This is a genomic window from Pseudomonas poae (genome assembly GCA_028869255.1).
Taxonomy (GTDB): domain Bacteria; phylum Pseudomonadota; class Gammaproteobacteria; order Pseudomonadales; family Pseudomonadaceae; genus Aquipseudomonas; species Aquipseudomonas poae_C.
The window spans coordinates 1,963,207-1,978,570 of the sequence record CP110972.1 but is presented as its reverse complement, the minus strand read 5'-3'; the positions used below and the strand labels follow the sequence as shown (position 1 = coordinate 1,978,570).

At 62.6% G+C, this 15,364-nt stretch carries 15 protein-coding genes and 1 pseudogene; 2 read left to right on the top strand and 14 right to left on the bottom strand.

The annotated features are described in order from the left end of the window. Positions 1 to 2 precede the first annotated feature (2 nt). The 11 genes and pseudogenes from LRS56_09235 to LRS56_09185 form a co-directional block, all read right to left on the bottom strand. A pseudogene (locus tag LRS56_09235) lies at positions 3 to 1,212 on the bottom strand (glycosyltransferase WbuB). Further along, positions 1,212 to 2,189: a GDP-L-fucose synthase gene (locus LRS56_09230; GenBank protein ID WDU64626.1), complete on the bottom strand. Its 978-nt coding sequence runs from the start codon at positions 2,187 to 2,189 to the stop codon at positions 1,212 to 1,214. Before LRS56_09230 ends, LRS56_09235 begins: the two are co-directional and overlap by 1 nt. A gap of 2 nt (positions 2,190 to 2,191) precedes the next feature. Then, positions 2,192 to 3,313, bottom strand: a complete 1,122-nt coding sequence (gene gmd, locus LRS56_09225; protein ID WDU64625.1) for a GDP-mannose 4,6-dehydratase — start codon at positions 3,311 to 3,313, stop codon at positions 2,192 to 2,194. Between the two features lie 69 nt (positions 3,314 to 3,382). Beyond that, a complete protein-coding gene (locus tag LRS56_09220; protein WDU64624.1) occupies positions 3,383 to 4,318 on the bottom strand; it encodes a glycosyltransferase family 2 protein in 936 nt (311 codons plus the stop codon). Position 4,319: 1 nt separating this feature from the next. Beyond that, a complete protein-coding gene (locus tag LRS56_09215) occupies positions 4,320 to 5,279 on the bottom strand; it encodes a nitroreductase family protein (protein WDU64623.1) in 960 nt (319 codons plus the stop codon). 14 nt (positions 5,280 to 5,293) lie between these two features. After that, on the bottom strand, positions 5,294 to 5,845 hold the full coding sequence (locus LRS56_09210; protein WDU64622.1) for a putative colanic acid biosynthesis acetyltransferase: 552 nt from the start codon (positions 5,843 to 5,845) through the stop codon (positions 5,294 to 5,296). Next, positions 5,842 to 7,005 (bottom strand): polysaccharide pyruvyl transferase family protein, encoded by a 1,164-nt coding sequence (locus LRS56_09205; GenBank protein WDU64621.1) that lies wholly within the window; start codon positions 7,003 to 7,005, stop codon positions 5,842 to 5,844. The genes LRS56_09210 and LRS56_09205 overlap by 4 nt, the downstream gene beginning before the upstream one ends. Then, the gene (locus LRS56_09200) at positions 7,002 to 8,180 is read right to left on the bottom strand and encodes a hypothetical protein (GenBank protein WDU64620.1); all 1,179 of its coding nucleotides are present in this window, start codon (positions 8,178 to 8,180) and stop codon (positions 7,002 to 7,004) included. The genes LRS56_09205 and LRS56_09200 overlap by 4 nt, the downstream gene beginning before the upstream one ends. Further along, the gene (locus LRS56_09195) at positions 8,177 to 9,472 is read right to left on the bottom strand and encodes a hypothetical protein (GenBank protein ID WDU64619.1); all 1,296 of its coding nucleotides are present in this window, start codon (positions 9,470 to 9,472) and stop codon (positions 8,177 to 8,179) included. The genes LRS56_09200 and LRS56_09195 overlap by 4 nt, the downstream gene beginning before the upstream one ends. Positions 9,473 to 9,496: 24 nt before the next feature. Then, positions 9,497 to 11,716 carry a polysaccharide biosynthesis tyrosine autokinase gene (locus tag LRS56_09190; protein WDU64618.1) on the bottom strand — a complete coding sequence of 740 codons (2,220 nt, stop codon included), beginning with the start codon at positions 11,714 to 11,716 and terminating at the stop codon, positions 9,497 to 9,499. A 41-nt stretch (positions 11,717 to 11,757) separates the two neighbouring features. Beyond that, positions 11,758 to 12,198, bottom strand: a complete 441-nt coding sequence (locus tag LRS56_09185) for a low molecular weight phosphotyrosine protein phosphatase (GenBank protein WDU64617.1) — start codon at positions 12,196 to 12,198, stop codon at positions 11,758 to 11,760. Between the two features lie 229 nt (positions 12,199 to 12,427). On the opposite strand from LRS56_09185, the gene LRS56_09180 reads away from it, so the two are divergent. Both LRS56_09180 and LRS56_09175 read left to right on the top strand, forming a co-directional pair. Continuing rightward, on the top strand, positions 12,428 to 12,736 hold the full coding sequence (locus LRS56_09180; GenBank protein WDU64616.1) for a phosphomannomutase: 309 nt from the start codon (positions 12,428 to 12,430) through the stop codon (positions 12,734 to 12,736). Continuing rightward, complete coding sequence (locus LRS56_09175; protein ID WDU64615.1) at positions 12,733 to 13,065, top strand: hypothetical protein; 333 nt, start codon at positions 12,733 to 12,735, stop codon at positions 13,063 to 13,065. The genes LRS56_09180 and LRS56_09175 overlap by 4 nt, the downstream gene beginning before the upstream one ends. On the opposite strand, the gene LRS56_09170 is transcribed toward LRS56_09175, so the two are convergent. The 3 genes from LRS56_09170 to LRS56_09160 form a co-directional block, all read right to left on the bottom strand. After that, entirely contained in the window at positions 13,017 to 13,640 is a 624-nt protein-coding gene (locus LRS56_09170; GenBank protein ID WDU65714.1) for a hypothetical protein, read from the bottom strand. The genes LRS56_09175 and LRS56_09170 overlap by 49 nt on opposite strands. A gap of 81 nt (positions 13,641 to 13,721) precedes the next feature. Further along, the gene (locus LRS56_09165) at positions 13,722 to 14,480 is read right to left on the bottom strand and encodes an ABC transporter ATP-binding protein (protein ID WDU64614.1); all 759 of its coding nucleotides are present in this window, start codon (positions 14,478 to 14,480) and stop codon (positions 13,722 to 13,724) included. 1 nt (position 14,481) lies between these two features. Continuing rightward, a complete protein-coding gene (locus tag LRS56_09160) occupies positions 14,482 to 15,303 on the bottom strand; it encodes an ABC transporter permease subunit (GenBank protein ID WDU64613.1) in 822 nt (273 codons plus the stop codon). Positions 15,304 to 15,364 lie beyond the last annotated feature (61 nt).

Sequence of the window (15,364 nt, the reverse complement as noted above, 5' to 3'; positions counted from 1 at the left end):
GGTCAAACCTGTGCCAGAAAACGTTGCAGAATGCGTTCCTTGTCGAGGAACTCCTTGGCGTAACTCAACGCCACCTCATTGCGCGCGGGCAATGCCAGCACCCGCTCGATGCCGGCATTCAGTGCCGCCACTGACTCCGGTTCGATCAGCACCGCAATGCCCGGGTGCGTCTCGCACAGCCGGCCGAGGGTGGTGTCGGGGTCGGCCGTGATAATCGCGTTGCCGCCTACCGCCAGAATATTGGTGAGCTTGGAGGGCAACACCGCGTCGGCCACCCCGCGTTTCTGGATCACCAGGTGCGCGTCGGCCGAGGCCAACAGTGCCGGCAAGTCTTCATACGCCTGCAAGGGCGCAAACAGCACGTTGCGCAGGCCGTCGCGCTGCACGCGATCGAGCAAGCGCGCCTTGCCCGTGCCCTGGCCGACAATCAGAAACACCAACTCGGCATTCTCGGCATGGACCTGAGCGGCATCGAGGATCAGTTCCAGGCCCTGCTTCTCGCCGATGTTGCCCGAGTACAACAACACTCGCGCACCGGCCGGCACCCCCAAACGCTGCAGCAGCGCACGGTTGCGGGCCACCTTGCGAAAGCGTGCGGTCTCCGACCAGTTGGGAAAGAACAACAGCCGCTTGCTGTGCACCCCTTTGCCACGGGCCTTGTCGAGCATGCCGCTGGAAATCGTCGACACCCGGTCGAACCGCCGCAACAGCCAGCGCTCGATCCCCAGCGCCACACGCCGCATCAGCGAGCCGCCGCCGATGCCCAGGCCGAACATCGCATCCACTTCATAATCCTGGATATGCAGCACCGAGCGCGCGCCGCTGAGCTTGGCCAGCAACAGCGCCTGGGGCGCACAAAACAGGGTGGGCACCACCAGGATCACCAGGTCGGGTTTCCAGCGCAGTTGGCCCAGCACCGCCAGCGACGAGCTGGCGGAAAAGCTCATCAGGTGCAGCAGCCGGGTCAATGCGCCGGGTTGACGCGGCACATACAGCGGGCAGCGAATCACCGTCACGCCCTCATCCTGTTCGCTGCGATAACGCCACGGCGAATAGCCCTCGCCCACCTGCCACTGCGGGTAATACGGCGGCGCCGTCACCACCCGCACCGAGTGCCCCCTGACCTGCCAGCCAGCGTGCCTGCTCCCCGCTGTATTTGCCGATGCCGGTAAGCTCCGGGCTGTAATTGATGCCGTACAGAAGGATCTTCATCACTGGCCCCGAGGCTGTTCGAGGGCCGCGAGATAGGCGTTGTAGGCATCGCGCAGGCCCTCCTCCAGCGGCACGTAGGCTTCCCAGCCCAGGGCGTTGATGCGGCTCACATCCAGCAACTTGCGCGGCGCGCCGTCGGGCTTGTTCGCATCAAAGCGCAAGCGCCCCTTGAAGCCCGTGACGCGCACCAGCGCCTGGGCCAGCTCGGCAATGGTGCAATCCACGCCAGTGCCGACGTTCAGGTGCGAGCACATCGGCTGGGTCTGCTCGCGATAGCGCTCGGGGCTCAGTTCCATCACATGCACGCTGGCCGCGGCCATGTCGTCCACATGCAGAAACTCGCGCCGAGGCCGGCCGCTGCCCCAGATCAGCACCTCTTCATCACCACGCTGCGTGGCTTCATGGAAGCGCCGTAGCAAGGCCGCGATCACGTGGCTGTTTTCGGGATGGTAATTGTCGCCAGGCCCGTACAGGTTAGTGGGCATCACGCTGCGGTAATCACGACCATGCTGACGGTTGTAGCTCTCGCACAACTTGATCCCGGCGATCTTGGCCACGGCGTAGGGTTCGTTGGTGGGCTCCAGCGCACCGTCCAGCAACACCGCCTCGATCATCGGCTGCGGCGCACTCACCGGGTAGATGCAGGATGAGCCGAGGAACAACAGTTTTTCCACGCCATGGCGGTGAGCCGCGTGGATCACATTGGCCTGGATCATCAGGTTCTGGTAGATGAAGTCGGCCGGGTAAGTGGCATTCGCGTGAATCCCACCGACCTTGGCCGCCGCCAGGTACACCTGGGTCACGCGCTGTGCGGTGAAGTACGCGTGCACCGCCGCCGGGTCGAGCAGGTCCAGTTCATCGCGGCCGGCCATGAGGATCTGCGTGTAGCCCAGGGCCCACAGGCGCCGCACGATGGCCGAACCGACCATGCCGCGATGGCCGGCGACAAAGATCCGCGCATCAAGATCACGTGCCATGCTCAGTTCTCCACGGCAATCGGCGCGTCGTGGCCGTGCATGCGCAACAAGGCGTGGCGCTGGGCGATTTTCAGGTCTTCACGGACCATCTCCGCGCACATTTCCTGGGCGCTGATTTCCGGGGTCCAGCCAAGCTTCTGTTTGGCCTTGGACGGGTCACCCAGCAGCGTCTCGACTTCCGCCGGGCGGAAGTAACGCGGGTCCACGCGCACAATCACATCCCCCACCAGAATGCCGGGCGCCAGCTCGCCGTCGATCTGCTCGACCACCGCCACTTCCTCCACGCCCTCGCCGACAAACCGCAGGCGCAGCCCCAGTTCCGCCGCCGACCAGCGAATGAAATCCCGCACCGAATACTGCACGCCGGTGGCGATCACAAAGTCCTCGGGGCTGTCCTGCTGCAGCATCATCCACTGCATGCGCACGTAGTCCTTGGCGTGGCCCCAGTCACGCAGCGCGTCCATGTTGCCCATGTACAGGCACTGCTCCAGGCCCAGGGCGATGTTGGTCAGGGCGCGGGTGATCTTGCGCGTCACGAAGGTTTCACCACGACGTGGCGACTCGTGGTTGAACAGAATGCCGTTGCACGCATACAGCCCGTACGCTTCGCGAAAGTTCACAGTGATCCAGTACGCGTACAGCTTGGCCACCGCGTACGGCGAGCGCGGGTAGAACGGCGTGGTTTCCTTCTGCGGGGTTTCCTGCACCAGGCCGTACAGCTCGGAGGTCGAGGCCTGGTAGAACCGGGTTTTCTTTTCCAGGCCCAGCAGACGGATCGCTTCGAGGATGCGCAAGGTGCCCAGGGCGTCCACATCGGCGGTGTATTCCGGCGAATCAAAGCTCACGGCGACATGGGACTGGGCGCCCAGGTTGTAGATTTCGTCGGGCTGGATCTGCTGGATGATGCGCGTCAGGTTCGACGAATCCGCCAGGTCGCCGTAGTGCAGGATCAGGTTTTTATGCAGGGCTTGCGGGTCCTGGTAAATGTGATCGATGCGCTGGGTGTTGAACGACGATGAACGGCGCTTGAGGCCGTGCACGGTGTAGCCTTTTTCCAGCAGCAGCTCCGCCAGGTACGAGCCGTCCTGACCGGTAATCCCGGTGATAAGCGCAACTTTGTTCATGTCTGTCTCCCAATTGATAGGCGAGCGAGGGCCGACACCCAAACTTGGGTGTTTGTTAAAAACGCTCGGTTACTTCGGTGTGGGCAGGTTCAAGTTATGCCCGGTCAACTTCGAGAGTTCCCGGACAATGGCTTCCTTGTCGTTTAAGTGAGCAATCGCGGTTTCCAGTTCGAGCACTTTGGCGCCCACCAGAAACCGGTACCAATACCCCTGGAGCAGGTGATAGACCAGGCCGCTGCGGCCATCGAGAAACCCCAGCTGGATGATGTAGCGCCACAGGAAATACGCAGTGGAACTCAGGGTGAACGGCACCCGGTTGTACAGGCGGTTCTTGACCAGGCGCTTGGTTCTGGCCTGGAACGAACTCTGCCCGCTGTGCAGTTCGTCGCGGATCGAAAACAGCCCCAGCCGTGCGTTGAGCACTTCAATCGCTTCGCGGGTGGCGTACTGGTTGTGCTTGTGGGTGAAGAAGGTCAGGTCATGCAGGTTATGGTCGGCAAACCCGCCGTCCAGGGTGATGGTGCGGCCCTCGGCGACCGAGATGTGCTCGTCCATCCAGCGGTCTTCCATGCGCCCCAGGCCGGTGCGCCACAATCGCAGCATCTTCAGCGGGTAACGCCCGCCATGGCGCACCCAGCGGCCCATGAAAATATGTTTGCGCTTGAAGTTGATACCGGTGATATCGCGGGCCAATGTCGGCAGCCGGGTATTGATCGCGGCGGCGAGGTCGGCCTCGATGATTTCATCGGCGTCCAGGCGCATCGTCCAATTGCCGGTAATCGGCAGATGGTCCATGGCCCACTGGAACTGCTTGGCCTGGTTGACGAACGCGTGCTGCACCACCAGCGCACCGTGGCGCCGGGCGATGTCGCAGGTGTCGTCGGTGGAAAACGAATCCACCACCAGCACTTCATCACTGAAGGCCCGCACCGAGTCGATCGCCCGGGCGATATGCAGGCTTTCGTTATAGGTCAGGATGATCACACTCACGGTTTCACGCGTCATCTCAGCCACCGTGCAGTTGCAGGACTTCGGTGGTGAGCCTGCGCGGCGAACGCGCGGCCCGGAAATGGCTTTCCAGCGGCAGCCCCACGGCGATCATCATGATCAGCCGCTCGCTGGCCGGGATGGCGCCGAGGGTGCGGATCTTCTTTTCCACCGAATTGAGGATCGCCAGGTTCAGCGGGCACGCCCCCAGGCCATTGGCGTGGCACGCCAGCAGCAGGCCCATGGAAAACAGTGCGCCGTCCACATACAGTTGGTTACGCTGGCCGGCGCCGCCCCAGGCGGTGACTTCGGAGGTGACCACAAACAGGTTGTCCACCGACTGCGCAAAGCCACGCGAGCCGCCTTGCAGGTTGAGCAGCTGCGCGATCACCCTGCGGTCCTGGTACACATGCACCCGCGACGACTGGCGGTTGCACTGCGAGGGTGACGACTGCGCCAGCTCCACCAGTGACGTCAGCAGGCGGCTGTCGATCTTGCCGGCCTGGAACATCCGGCAACTGGAGCGCGACTGCAGGAACGCCTTGGCATCCAGCCCGCCATTGCCCAGCCACGGCGCGGCGCGCTTGATGCCGCCCGTGCCGAGGGTGCCGTCGCGCTTGAGGTGCTCCACATAGGCATCCAGGTAAAACAGGAAATCGTCACTGATGCCGAGGGTGCGATGCAGGTCGAGGTAACCCTGGAAGGCGCCGAGGGCCATCTCCAGCGGCAAGGCCGAATACGTGCGGTCGTACTCGTTGAGCATGTGGATGATGCCGTTGATCTTGTCCTTGCCGAACAACGGCTTGGGCTCCTTGAGGGACAGGCCCTTCTCCACGGTGTGGGTTTCGATCAGGATCTTGTAGAACAGCTTCTTGTTGCGGCTCTCCAGCGGCGAGTAACCGTTGTGGCGAATAAACGTGAGCATGTCGCGAAAGAACTCGCTGACGAAAAACATCAACTTCCATGCCTTATCCATCATGCGTTTCACCTGTTTCATAGTGCGATGTCTCTCGGTTTGAGGGGGCGGCATGGCGCACCGACGCAAATCATCCAGGCCGGCAGGCTGGCGGTGACCACCGACCGCGCGCCCACCACGCAGCCCTCCTCCAGCACGCAGCCGGGGTGGATAAAGGCCTCGGCGGCAACCCATACGTGGTCCTTGATCAGGATCTCGCGGGTTACCAAGGGCCGTAGCAGGCTGCGGGTGTCGTGGGTGCCGGTGCACAGGAAGCTGCGTTGGCTGATGGCGACCTTGGAGCCCAGGGTGATCCTGGCCATGGCGTACACATCCACGCCGTCGGCGATGGCGGTGTAGTCGCCGATTTCCAGGTTCCATGGCGCCCAGATACTGCACGTGGGCGCGATCCGGCAGCCGACGCCGACCTTGGCGCCAAAGCGGCGCAGCAACCAACTGCGCCAGCCGTGCAGCATCCAGCGTGGCGTGGGCCGGAACAGCAGCTGATAGACGATGCCCCACACCAGGCGCCGGGCCTTGTCGCTGCGGGGCAAGGTGTCGACATACTTGAGCTGCGCAAAATCGCTCATGGCTGGACTGCCGCCAGCTGTTCCAACAGGTAGCGCTCGCCCACCTGCTGCAGCGCCTGGCGCCGGGCGCGCACGCCCACCCAGTCGATAGGGGCCGCGATCAGCGCCTGCACCTGGCCCGCGTCGTCGGCCGGCAGAAAGCGCTGGGACAGTTCCAGCTTCTGCAGCAGGTTGCGCACCCGGGCATTCAGCGACGCCTTGGTGCCCGGCAAGCCCACAGCGATAAACGGCTTCTCAAAGATGATTGCGAACACCGTGGCATGGAAAGAATTGGTCACCACGTAGGCGCTCTCCTTGAGCAACTTGAGCCAGTCCTGCGGGCCCACCTGCACGGTCTGCCCGATCTGCCGCCAGCGCCGGTGCGCGTTGTACGGTGAAACAATCGGCCCCGCCACATGCCGCGAGAGTGCCTGCGCCACTTCACGCACGCCCACGCCGGTACGCAGCGCGTAGCAGAACACGTGGCCGGTGCGGGTCTGGGTGGAGGTAGCGAGCAGTGCCGAATAGTCGCGGTGCAACAGCGTCGGGTCGGGCACGCACTGCGCGGCCAGCCCCGACACCTGCTGCACGATGCTCACCCCGCTCTCCTCGCGCACGCTGATCGCCGACAACTGCTTGAGCAGGCCCTCGGCTTCAGCGTGGTACTCAGGCTCCAGGTGTTCCTTGCCGAAACTGGCGGCGTAGGAGATCCGCCGGGTCGCTTTGTCGCAGTCGAACGCCAGGAAATACGCAGGGTCCAGGCCGGTCTGCCCCGAGGGGTTCCAGATCTGGTCACTGCCGGCCACCAACAACTGTTGGCCGGCGACGGCCTGATGCAGTTGGTCGGCGCGGGCATAACGCGGTTCCTGGATATTCAGGAAGCGCGCCTTGAACGCCTGGAACTGCCGCGACTGGGCATTGGGCCCCAGCACCTGGGTTTTCAACGCCAGGGCCTTGAGGTACAGCGCCTTGAGGTTGGCCTTGAGCTGGCGCGGGTCGAACAGTTGCCGAATCTCGCTGCCATCCTCGACATAGGCCGGATGGTAGTTGATCAGGCATACCTGCAAGCCCTGTTGCTGCAACCAGCGCTGCAAGGCATAGGCTTGCAGCACGGCGCCGAAGTTCTCGCTGAAATGGTAGGTCAGTATCCCGGCCCTGATGGGGTGTGCCGCTGCGCTCATGATCCAGCCTGTCTTAACAAAGAGTGTGAGGGAGGTGCCGTCTGGCGTGCAGGCACGGGTTTATTGAGCAGGCCGATAAACATCGACCACACCAGCAAATAACTGCCATCGAAGGTGGTGAAGAACTGGTAGCTGGTCTTGAACGAGAAAATCAGCAGGATCGCGATCACCGCCAGCGAGACCGGGTTGCGCGGCAAGCTGCTGAACAGCAGGCCGAACAGCGCCACCCCGACCACTCCCAGCTTGGCGATCACGCCCCAGTAGCCATTCTCGATATCGAACTTGGAGTTCTCGAACCAGCGCTCGTCATTGGTCGGCACACCGGGGGTCAGCTGCTTGGCCAGGCCATTGCCGAGAAACACCGTGGCCGGGTTCTCCAGAAACGATTCCTTGGCATGCGCGATCTCGAAGGCACGGGTCACGTCCTCGCCCTTTTCCTCGAACAGGTACGTGGCAAAGCGCGACACCGCCAAGGGGCTGGCATAGAACGTCAGGGTGCTCAGCGCGCCCATGGCCACCACCAATACCGCGAGGGATTTGAGCTTGCGCTGGGTGATGGCCGACAACAGGATCATCACGGCCATCGCCGCGAGGATGGTCTTGGACCCCGCCGCCAGCAGCGTGACCGCGAGGATCAGCATCAAGCCGATCTTGCGCTGGCAACACGCGTAGAAAAACAACAGCACCACCGAGCTGGTGGGGAACAACATGATCCGCCCGACCTCGTCGCTGGACTTGGACGCGGCGTTGGTCAGGTCGATCCCCACCCCGTACAGGCTGACTTGCAGCAACTGGCCGAGGGCGAAAATATAGATGACCCGATCGAGGATGCGGCGATAGTTGGGGCTGTGGGCACGAGCGATCTTTTCCACATTCGCCAGCATATAGCTGTAGCCGGCCAGCAGCAGCACAAAATAGAAAAACGGAATGCCGGAACGCAGAAACTGGTACAGCGAGATTTTCGCGCCGCTGGACACCAGCACCTGCAGCACACTCGACGCCACCACCAACGCCAGCAACGGCACCGCCCGGGTAAAACCGCGTGCCGCATACACCACAAACGGCAGCAACAGCAGCAACGCCAAGGGCTGCGACAGGTTGTTGCTGAGCGCCAGGGGCAAGGCGAAAAACGTCAGCGGCAAATAGAGCGTCAGGCGCGCCTGGGACAGCATCATGGGCCCACCTCCCCGGTACGGATCAGCCGCAAATACACCAGCATCACCAGCTCCGGCAGCGCCAACAGCAGCGACGCGCCGAGCAGCGGGTCGATCAGCGTCTTGCACGCCAGCCACAGCAACAACGCCGCCAGGCTGCTCAAGGCGTAGATCAGCGACGCGCCGGTGTGGCGGTTGGTCGAAATCAGCATCGCCGCGAGGATGAACCACGCCACATTCAACACCGTATGTGCACCGATCAACGCCAACGACACACGGTCGACCTGCACCAAGGCATGGCTCCACAGCAGAATGATCTGCGGCCCGGCCCAGATACCGGCGGCATACACCAGCACACACAGGCCCAGCACCAGGGTGCTGGCACGCTGGGTAAAGCGCCGCGCCTGCTCGAACTCGCCGCGCCCGGCCAGCCGCGAAATCTCCGGCGTCAGCGCGTTGCTGCAGGTGATGCCCAACTGGATGATCAGGCGCATCAAGGTGCGCGCCATGGTGTAGCCCACCACCACCGCCGGGCCGGCGATCTGGTTGAGCACCTGCAGGCCGCCTTGCAAGGTAATCGCCTGGGCCAGCGGGATCGCTGCGCTGCCCACCGCCGGTTTCCAGATGGCGCGAAACTCGGCCCACGACGCCGACGCCAGCCCCAGCAACGGCCAAGGCGAAATGCGCCGCACAAACAGAGTCACCAGCACCAAAAACAGCACTTGGCTGAAGAACATGCCCTGGGCCAATTGCAGTTCAGAGCCGCCCAGCAGCAACACGCCGATGGACAGCAGAATATCCAGGGTCCTGCGGTTGGCCATGATAAAGACCCCGCCCACGGTCCTGTCGATGGTGCGAAACCAGGCCTCGATCGGCCCGCCCAGCAACCGGGTGCACAGGTAGCCGGACATGAACACCACCACCAGCCCGGCCTGCTCGTGCGTCAGGGTCTTGAGCCCGAGCAGCCCCACCCAGTCGAGCCACTGGCCCAGGATCAGGGCGAACAGCAGCACCAGCGCGACCACCGCCAGGGTGAACGCCAGCGCGGTCTGCACACTGCGCCGTGCACCGGGCACATCGCCCTGGCTGGCGCGCAAGGTGGCACTGGTGGCCGAGGCCTGCGCCACGCCCAGGTCCAGCAGGCTGAGCATCGACGGGATCCCGGTGAGCACCAGCCAATCGGCATAGCGCCCCGTGCCCCAGGCGTGCAAAAAGAACGGCACCAGCACCAGTTGCGCCGCCAGCGTCACCAGTTGCGTGTAGCCGTAGCTCAGCACGTTGAGGCGAAAACGACGTGCCAACGAACGAGGCATTTCAAGCACCTTGTCCATAGCTCGTCAGGCCTTGTCGGACTGGTAGGCGTAGCTGTAGTAGCCGTAGTCGCCATAGCCGTAGCTGGCGGAACGGCGTTTTTCCACGCCATTGAAGATCGCACCCTTGAGCTCGATGCCGTTTTGATGAAAGCGCCGCAGGGTCAGCTCGATTTCCTTCGCCGAGTTCACGCCAAACCGTGTCACCAAGAGGCTGGTGCCCGCCTGGCGCCCGACAATGGCGGCATCGGTCACGGCCAGCAACGGCGGCGTATCAATGATTACCAGGTCATAACGCCCGCTGACTTCGGCCAGCAATGCCGCAAAATTGGGGTGCATCAGCAGCTCGGACGGGTTGGGCGGGATCTGCCCACGGCCGATAAAATCAAAGCGCTCCACCGCCGTTGGATGAACCGCTTCCTGCAAGTCACAGCGCTTGGCCAGCAGGTCGGAGAGCCCGGCTTCCACCGCCTTGCCCAGCATCTTGTGCAGGTAGCCCTTGCGCATATCGGCATCGATCAGCAGCACGCGCTGGCCCGACTGCGCGACAATTGCCGCCAGGTTGGCCGAGACAAATGTCTTGCCCACCTCGGGGCTCGGGCCGCTGATCATCAACCGATTGTTCTTGGCTTCAAGCATGGCGAAATGCAGGCTGGTGCGCAGGCTGCGCATGGCCTCCATCACCAGGTCATGGGGGTGGTTGATCGCCAACAGCGTCGGCGCGCTGGAGCGCTGCTTGACGGCGGTGATTTCCTCGGCCTTTTGCAACAGGCTGAAGGGAATCGAGGCGTACACCGGCAGGCCCAGTTTCTCGATCTCATCCGGGCTTTCCAGGCCACGGTTCATCAAGTTGCGCACCAGCACCAGGCCCACCGAAAGCATGCCGCCCAGCAACATCGCCAGCAGCACCACAATCAGCTTGCGCGGCGCTACCGGTTTGCTCAGGTTGACGTCGGCGTTGTCGATCAGGCGCACGTTGCCCACCGTGCCGGCGCGCATCACGTCCAGCTCCTGGGAGCGGTTGAGCAACTGGGTGTAGATCTCGGTGCCCACTTGTACGTCGCGGGTCAGGCTGAGCAATTCCTGCTGGGTGCTGGGCAAGCCTTCGACGCGCTTGGTCATCTGCGCCTGCTTGGCGTTGAGCTCGGCGAGCTTGGCGATCAAGGCGCGGTAGGCTGGGTGCTGGGGTGTGAACTTGCGGTCCATCTCGGCTTGCTGCAGCTTGAGTTCGGAAATGCCGGTGTCCAGGGCCACCACTTGGTCAAGCACAGCCTTGGCTTCCAGGCTGATGTCGATGGATTTGCTGCGGGTCTGGAAGCGGTTCAAGGCGTTTTCGGCCTTCTCCAGATCACGCCGTACCTGGGGCAATTGATCATTGAGGAACGACAGGCTTTGCGCCGCCTCGGCCGACGTACGATCGACGTTCTGCTTCACATACAGCTTGGAGATTTCGTTGAGCGTACGCACTGCCAAGGCCGGGCGCGTGCTCTCCAGGGACAGGCTGATGATCCCCGATTCCTTGCCGCGTTCGATCACGGTCAGCAAGTCCTGGTAGTCCGCCACGGTGTCCAGGCGCGGCTTGCGCACGATCTTGAAATGCGCGCCAGGGTTGGCCCGCAGCTCCTTGATCAGCACCTCGACGCCCGCGGCGGCAAACGGCTCACCGACGCGGCCCGCAGCGATCTGCTGGCCGTCTTCATCAAACAACGTATAGGCCTGGCCCTCGCCGGCCACCAGTACCAGCGTGGTGCCGAGCAACGCGGTGGGCAGGTTCAGCGTGGTCAGCGCCAGGCGCTCGCCACCCGCCGAATAACGGCTGAAACCCAACAACGCAGGCGCAATATCGCCCGCCTGTTCGGGCACATAACGCCGCGCCAGAAAGCCGCCGATCAACGGAAAATGCTGGGGCGTGATGGTGATATCCAACGCCAGGGTATCGACGGTCTTGCCGATGATGGTGCGCGACTTGATCAGCTCGATCTCCGTCACCGCCGGCGATTCCTTGCCCAGCAGGCTGCTGACGTCGGAGAAGCCGAGCATGTCGTTCTTTTTCGGCTCCACCTGGATCAACGCATTCGCCTGGTACACCGGCGCCGCCAGGATGGCATAGGCCGCACCGACCAGCATGCACGTGCCGGTAATGCCTGCAATCAGCCATTTGTGATCGATCAAGGTGCCGAGCATGCCGAGCACGTCGATCTCGTCGCGGTGGGGGCTATCCGGGGAAGCGTTCTGGGGTGAATACATAAATCGCGTCTTCGTCCTTGCAATCATTTAAAGAGGGAGCATCAGCGCGCCAGGCGCTGGGCCCAGGCCTGTGCGGCCTGTTCGATCAATGCATAGGCCTGCACAAAGGCAGGCTTGCCCTGGCGATAGGGGTCGGTGATCTCGCGGTCGTGCTGCCACTTGCCCAGCAGGAACACCTTGCCCCGGGCTTCGGGCGCGAGGCTGAGCACACTGTCGATGTGCCGCTGCTCCATCACCAGGATCAGGTCGGCCTCGCTCACGGCCCCAGCATCGAGCTGGCGCGCCTTGTGTGCCGGGGGCACATGCCCGTGTTCCTGCAGCACCTGGCCGGCCGTCGGTTCCAGCGGATGATCACGCAAGGCGGCCAGGCCAGCCGAACTCACCTGGATCCCGGACGGCGCCAGCGCGACACCCAGCAAATGCTCTGCCGTGGGGCTGCGGCAGATGTTGCCGATGCACACAATCAATATCTTTTTGAACAAGGCAACCTCCCATGCACCGCACACTTATTCTTCGGCAAAAGGGACGACCTTATTTAAAAGCCAGCAACTAACTACGGCGCAATTATGAACACAGCGGATAAACATCGACTATCTATCGCGCAAGACAAAAAATAACAATCCGCCACTAACCGACTAAAAATAACATTCGCGCACTTTTTCACTTTCGCATAATAAAGTGCCGACTGAATGCAATAGCGAAGGGACGGCCATGAACACTTCAAAGTTATTGGTAGAGCGTATTGGCCTATTTCCTTCTTCGGGAAATATTCATGTCGAAGTGAATAACTCGACCCGCGTCGTCGAGCGCATGCAGGTGCTGTATGCCGACAACTCGCTGGACAGCGACGAATCCGGCGCCGGCCTGTCCATGGTCTTCGCCGATTGGCGCTTCAAGTTGCAGGTGAGCGATGCACTGTCGGTGTGCCTGTGCGTGGAGAGCCGGGGTGACAGCCAGTTCATGCAGGTCAAGACCGCTGAGTTGCTGGCGAACATCTCCGGCACCGAGGAGCGGCCATGAGCCTGCTGGGGGATTTGCGGCGCGGGCATGCGCTGAGAAAACTCACGGGGCTGTTCGAAGGGTTCGGTGAACCGGCCTCGCCCGCGCAGTACACGCGCAATACGCAGGTGATTGGCCATTGGCTGGACCGCTTGCAAGGCAGCTCGCCGCAGCAAATCACTGACACGCTGTTCAAGCAGATGAGGGGCGCGTGCCGGCGCAATGATGTGCGGCGTTTCAACGCGCAGACGGTGTTGCTGGGGCTGATGGTGGAGAGCCACCTGGCGCTGGACCTGGTGACTTACTCGGCGGGCCTGTGCGCCGCGCCCAGTCGCCAGGAAGGCTCTTGATAAGCCTGCTCGGCACCGGAGAGGCTCACTGCGACGCGGTTAAGCAGCAATTCGGCGTTGTATTTGGGCACCAGCGCGCAGGCCAGCAACACCACCAGGCCGGCACCGATAAACCTGGGCGCCAGCTTGACCTCGGTGGCGTCTATTCGCCATAGAAACGCAATGGCCGCAGCCGCTCCCAACACAGCACCCGCCAACGCCTCGTTACGCGGGTGAATATACGGTGCGACGCAATAGGCACTGAACCAGCCGCCGAGCAATAAACCCGAGAATGCCGCCGGCCAGCGCAAGGCCGGGTTGAACTGGCGCGCCACCAGACTTAGTCCCGCCGTCAGCATTAAACAGGTGTTCATGGCATGGCCACTTAGTACCGCAATGTCCACGTGTTGAAACGATAAGCCCCAGCCTTTGAACAGCAACTTACTGAACGCAACAATCGAATAAGTAATACCGACCGTTATTACCCAGGCCCGCAACGCCGAGGGGTTGGAATATCTTAACCACACGGCAATGATCAGTGCGGCCGGAATCATGACGGTAATGCCGCCATAGTGTGCAAGTTCTGCCCGCATAATTCCCCAGCCGTTGACGTGCCCGTTTCGGCGCCCATCAGACCTCAGCCCCGGGAAAATTACAACGTTATCGATGGTCAGTCTTCAGCCGTGGGCAACGCGCCGCAAATTGACCTCGGCCGGCCGTACCGCCTGCGCTTCAACGTCCACCCCCAGCAGGCTCAACAGGCGTGCACGGATCGCCTGAAAACCTGCCTGGCCGGTGTCCCGCGCACGTGGCAAATCGATGCGCAGTTGCTCGGCGATCTTGCCATCGGCCAGCACAATCACGCGGTCGGCCAGCAGGATCGCTTCATCCACATCATGGGTCACCAGCAGCACCGCCGGGGTGTGCCTGCGCCACAGTTCGATGATCAGGCGGTGCATTTTGATGCGGGTCAGGGCATCGAGGGCGGCGAAGGGTTCATCCAACAACAGCAGCTTGGGTTCACGCACCAGGCCACGGGCCAGGGCCACGCGTTGCGCTTCGCCACCGGAGAGCGTCGCGGGGTAGGCGTCCAGGCGATGCGCCAGGCCGACTTCGGTCAAGGCTTGCACCGCACGCGCCTTGGCGTCGGGAATGCGCAGGCCGAGGATGACGTTTTTCCAGGCACGCTTCCACGGCATCAGGCGCGGCTCCTGAAACACCGCCGCCCGCGCCTTGGGCACGCGCAACTGGCCGCTGTCGATACTGTCCAGCCCGGCCAGGCTGCGCAGCAAGGTAGTTTTGCCCGAACCGCTGGCGCCGAGCAAGGCCACAAACTCGCCGGGGGCGATGTCCAGGTCCAGGCCATCGATGACCCGCTGCTGGCCGAACTGGCGCACCACGTTACGCAGTTGCACCGGCGCTTCTATCGTCGACATGTCAGTTCCTCACAAAGGTTGGGCGCCAGGCCAGGGCAAAGCGTTCGAGGGTGCGGATCAGGCCGTCGATCAACAGGCCGAGCACGCTGTAGATCAGCAGGCAAATCACGATCACGTCGGTGCGCATGAAATCGCGGGCGTCACTGGCCAGGAAGCCGATGCCCGCAGTGGTGTTGATCTGCTCGACAAACACCAGGGCCAGCCACGAGATGCCCAGGGCATAGCGCAGGCCAACAAAAAACGACGGCAACGACCCCGGTAAAATCACATGCCAGATCAGCTCGCGACGGTTGAGGCCCAGGGTGTTGGCGGCCTCGATCAGCTTGGGGTCGATATTGCGGATGCCGGCGAAGAGGTTGAGGTACACCGGGAAGGTGGTGCCGGTGACGATCAGCGCAATTTTGGTGAACTCACCGATGCCGAACCACAGGATAAACAGTGGCACCAGCGCCAGGGACGGGATAGTGCGCAGCATCTGCATCGGCGAATCGAGGATCACCTCGCCGCGCCGCGACAGGCCGGTGATCAACGCCGCCACCACACCGATGCTGACGCCGATGCTCAAGCCGAACAAGGCGCGCTGCAGGGACACCAGCAAATGCTTGCCCAACTCCCCGGAGGCAATCATCGCCCACAACGTGCCGCCGATCTGCGAAGGCGCCGCGATGATGCGCGACGGCAGCCAGCCCAGTTGCGAGGCCAACTCCCACAGCAGCAACAACACGATTGGGCTGATCAGCCGCAGCAAGGCGTCGGGGGTGTGCCATTTACGCGCCGCCTTGGTTTGACCCTCGACTTTATTGAGGATGATCGTCTCGCTCATCAGGCTTCCTTTTCAAAAGACACGGCCGGGAACGCCGCTGCAGATTTATGCTAATCGCATA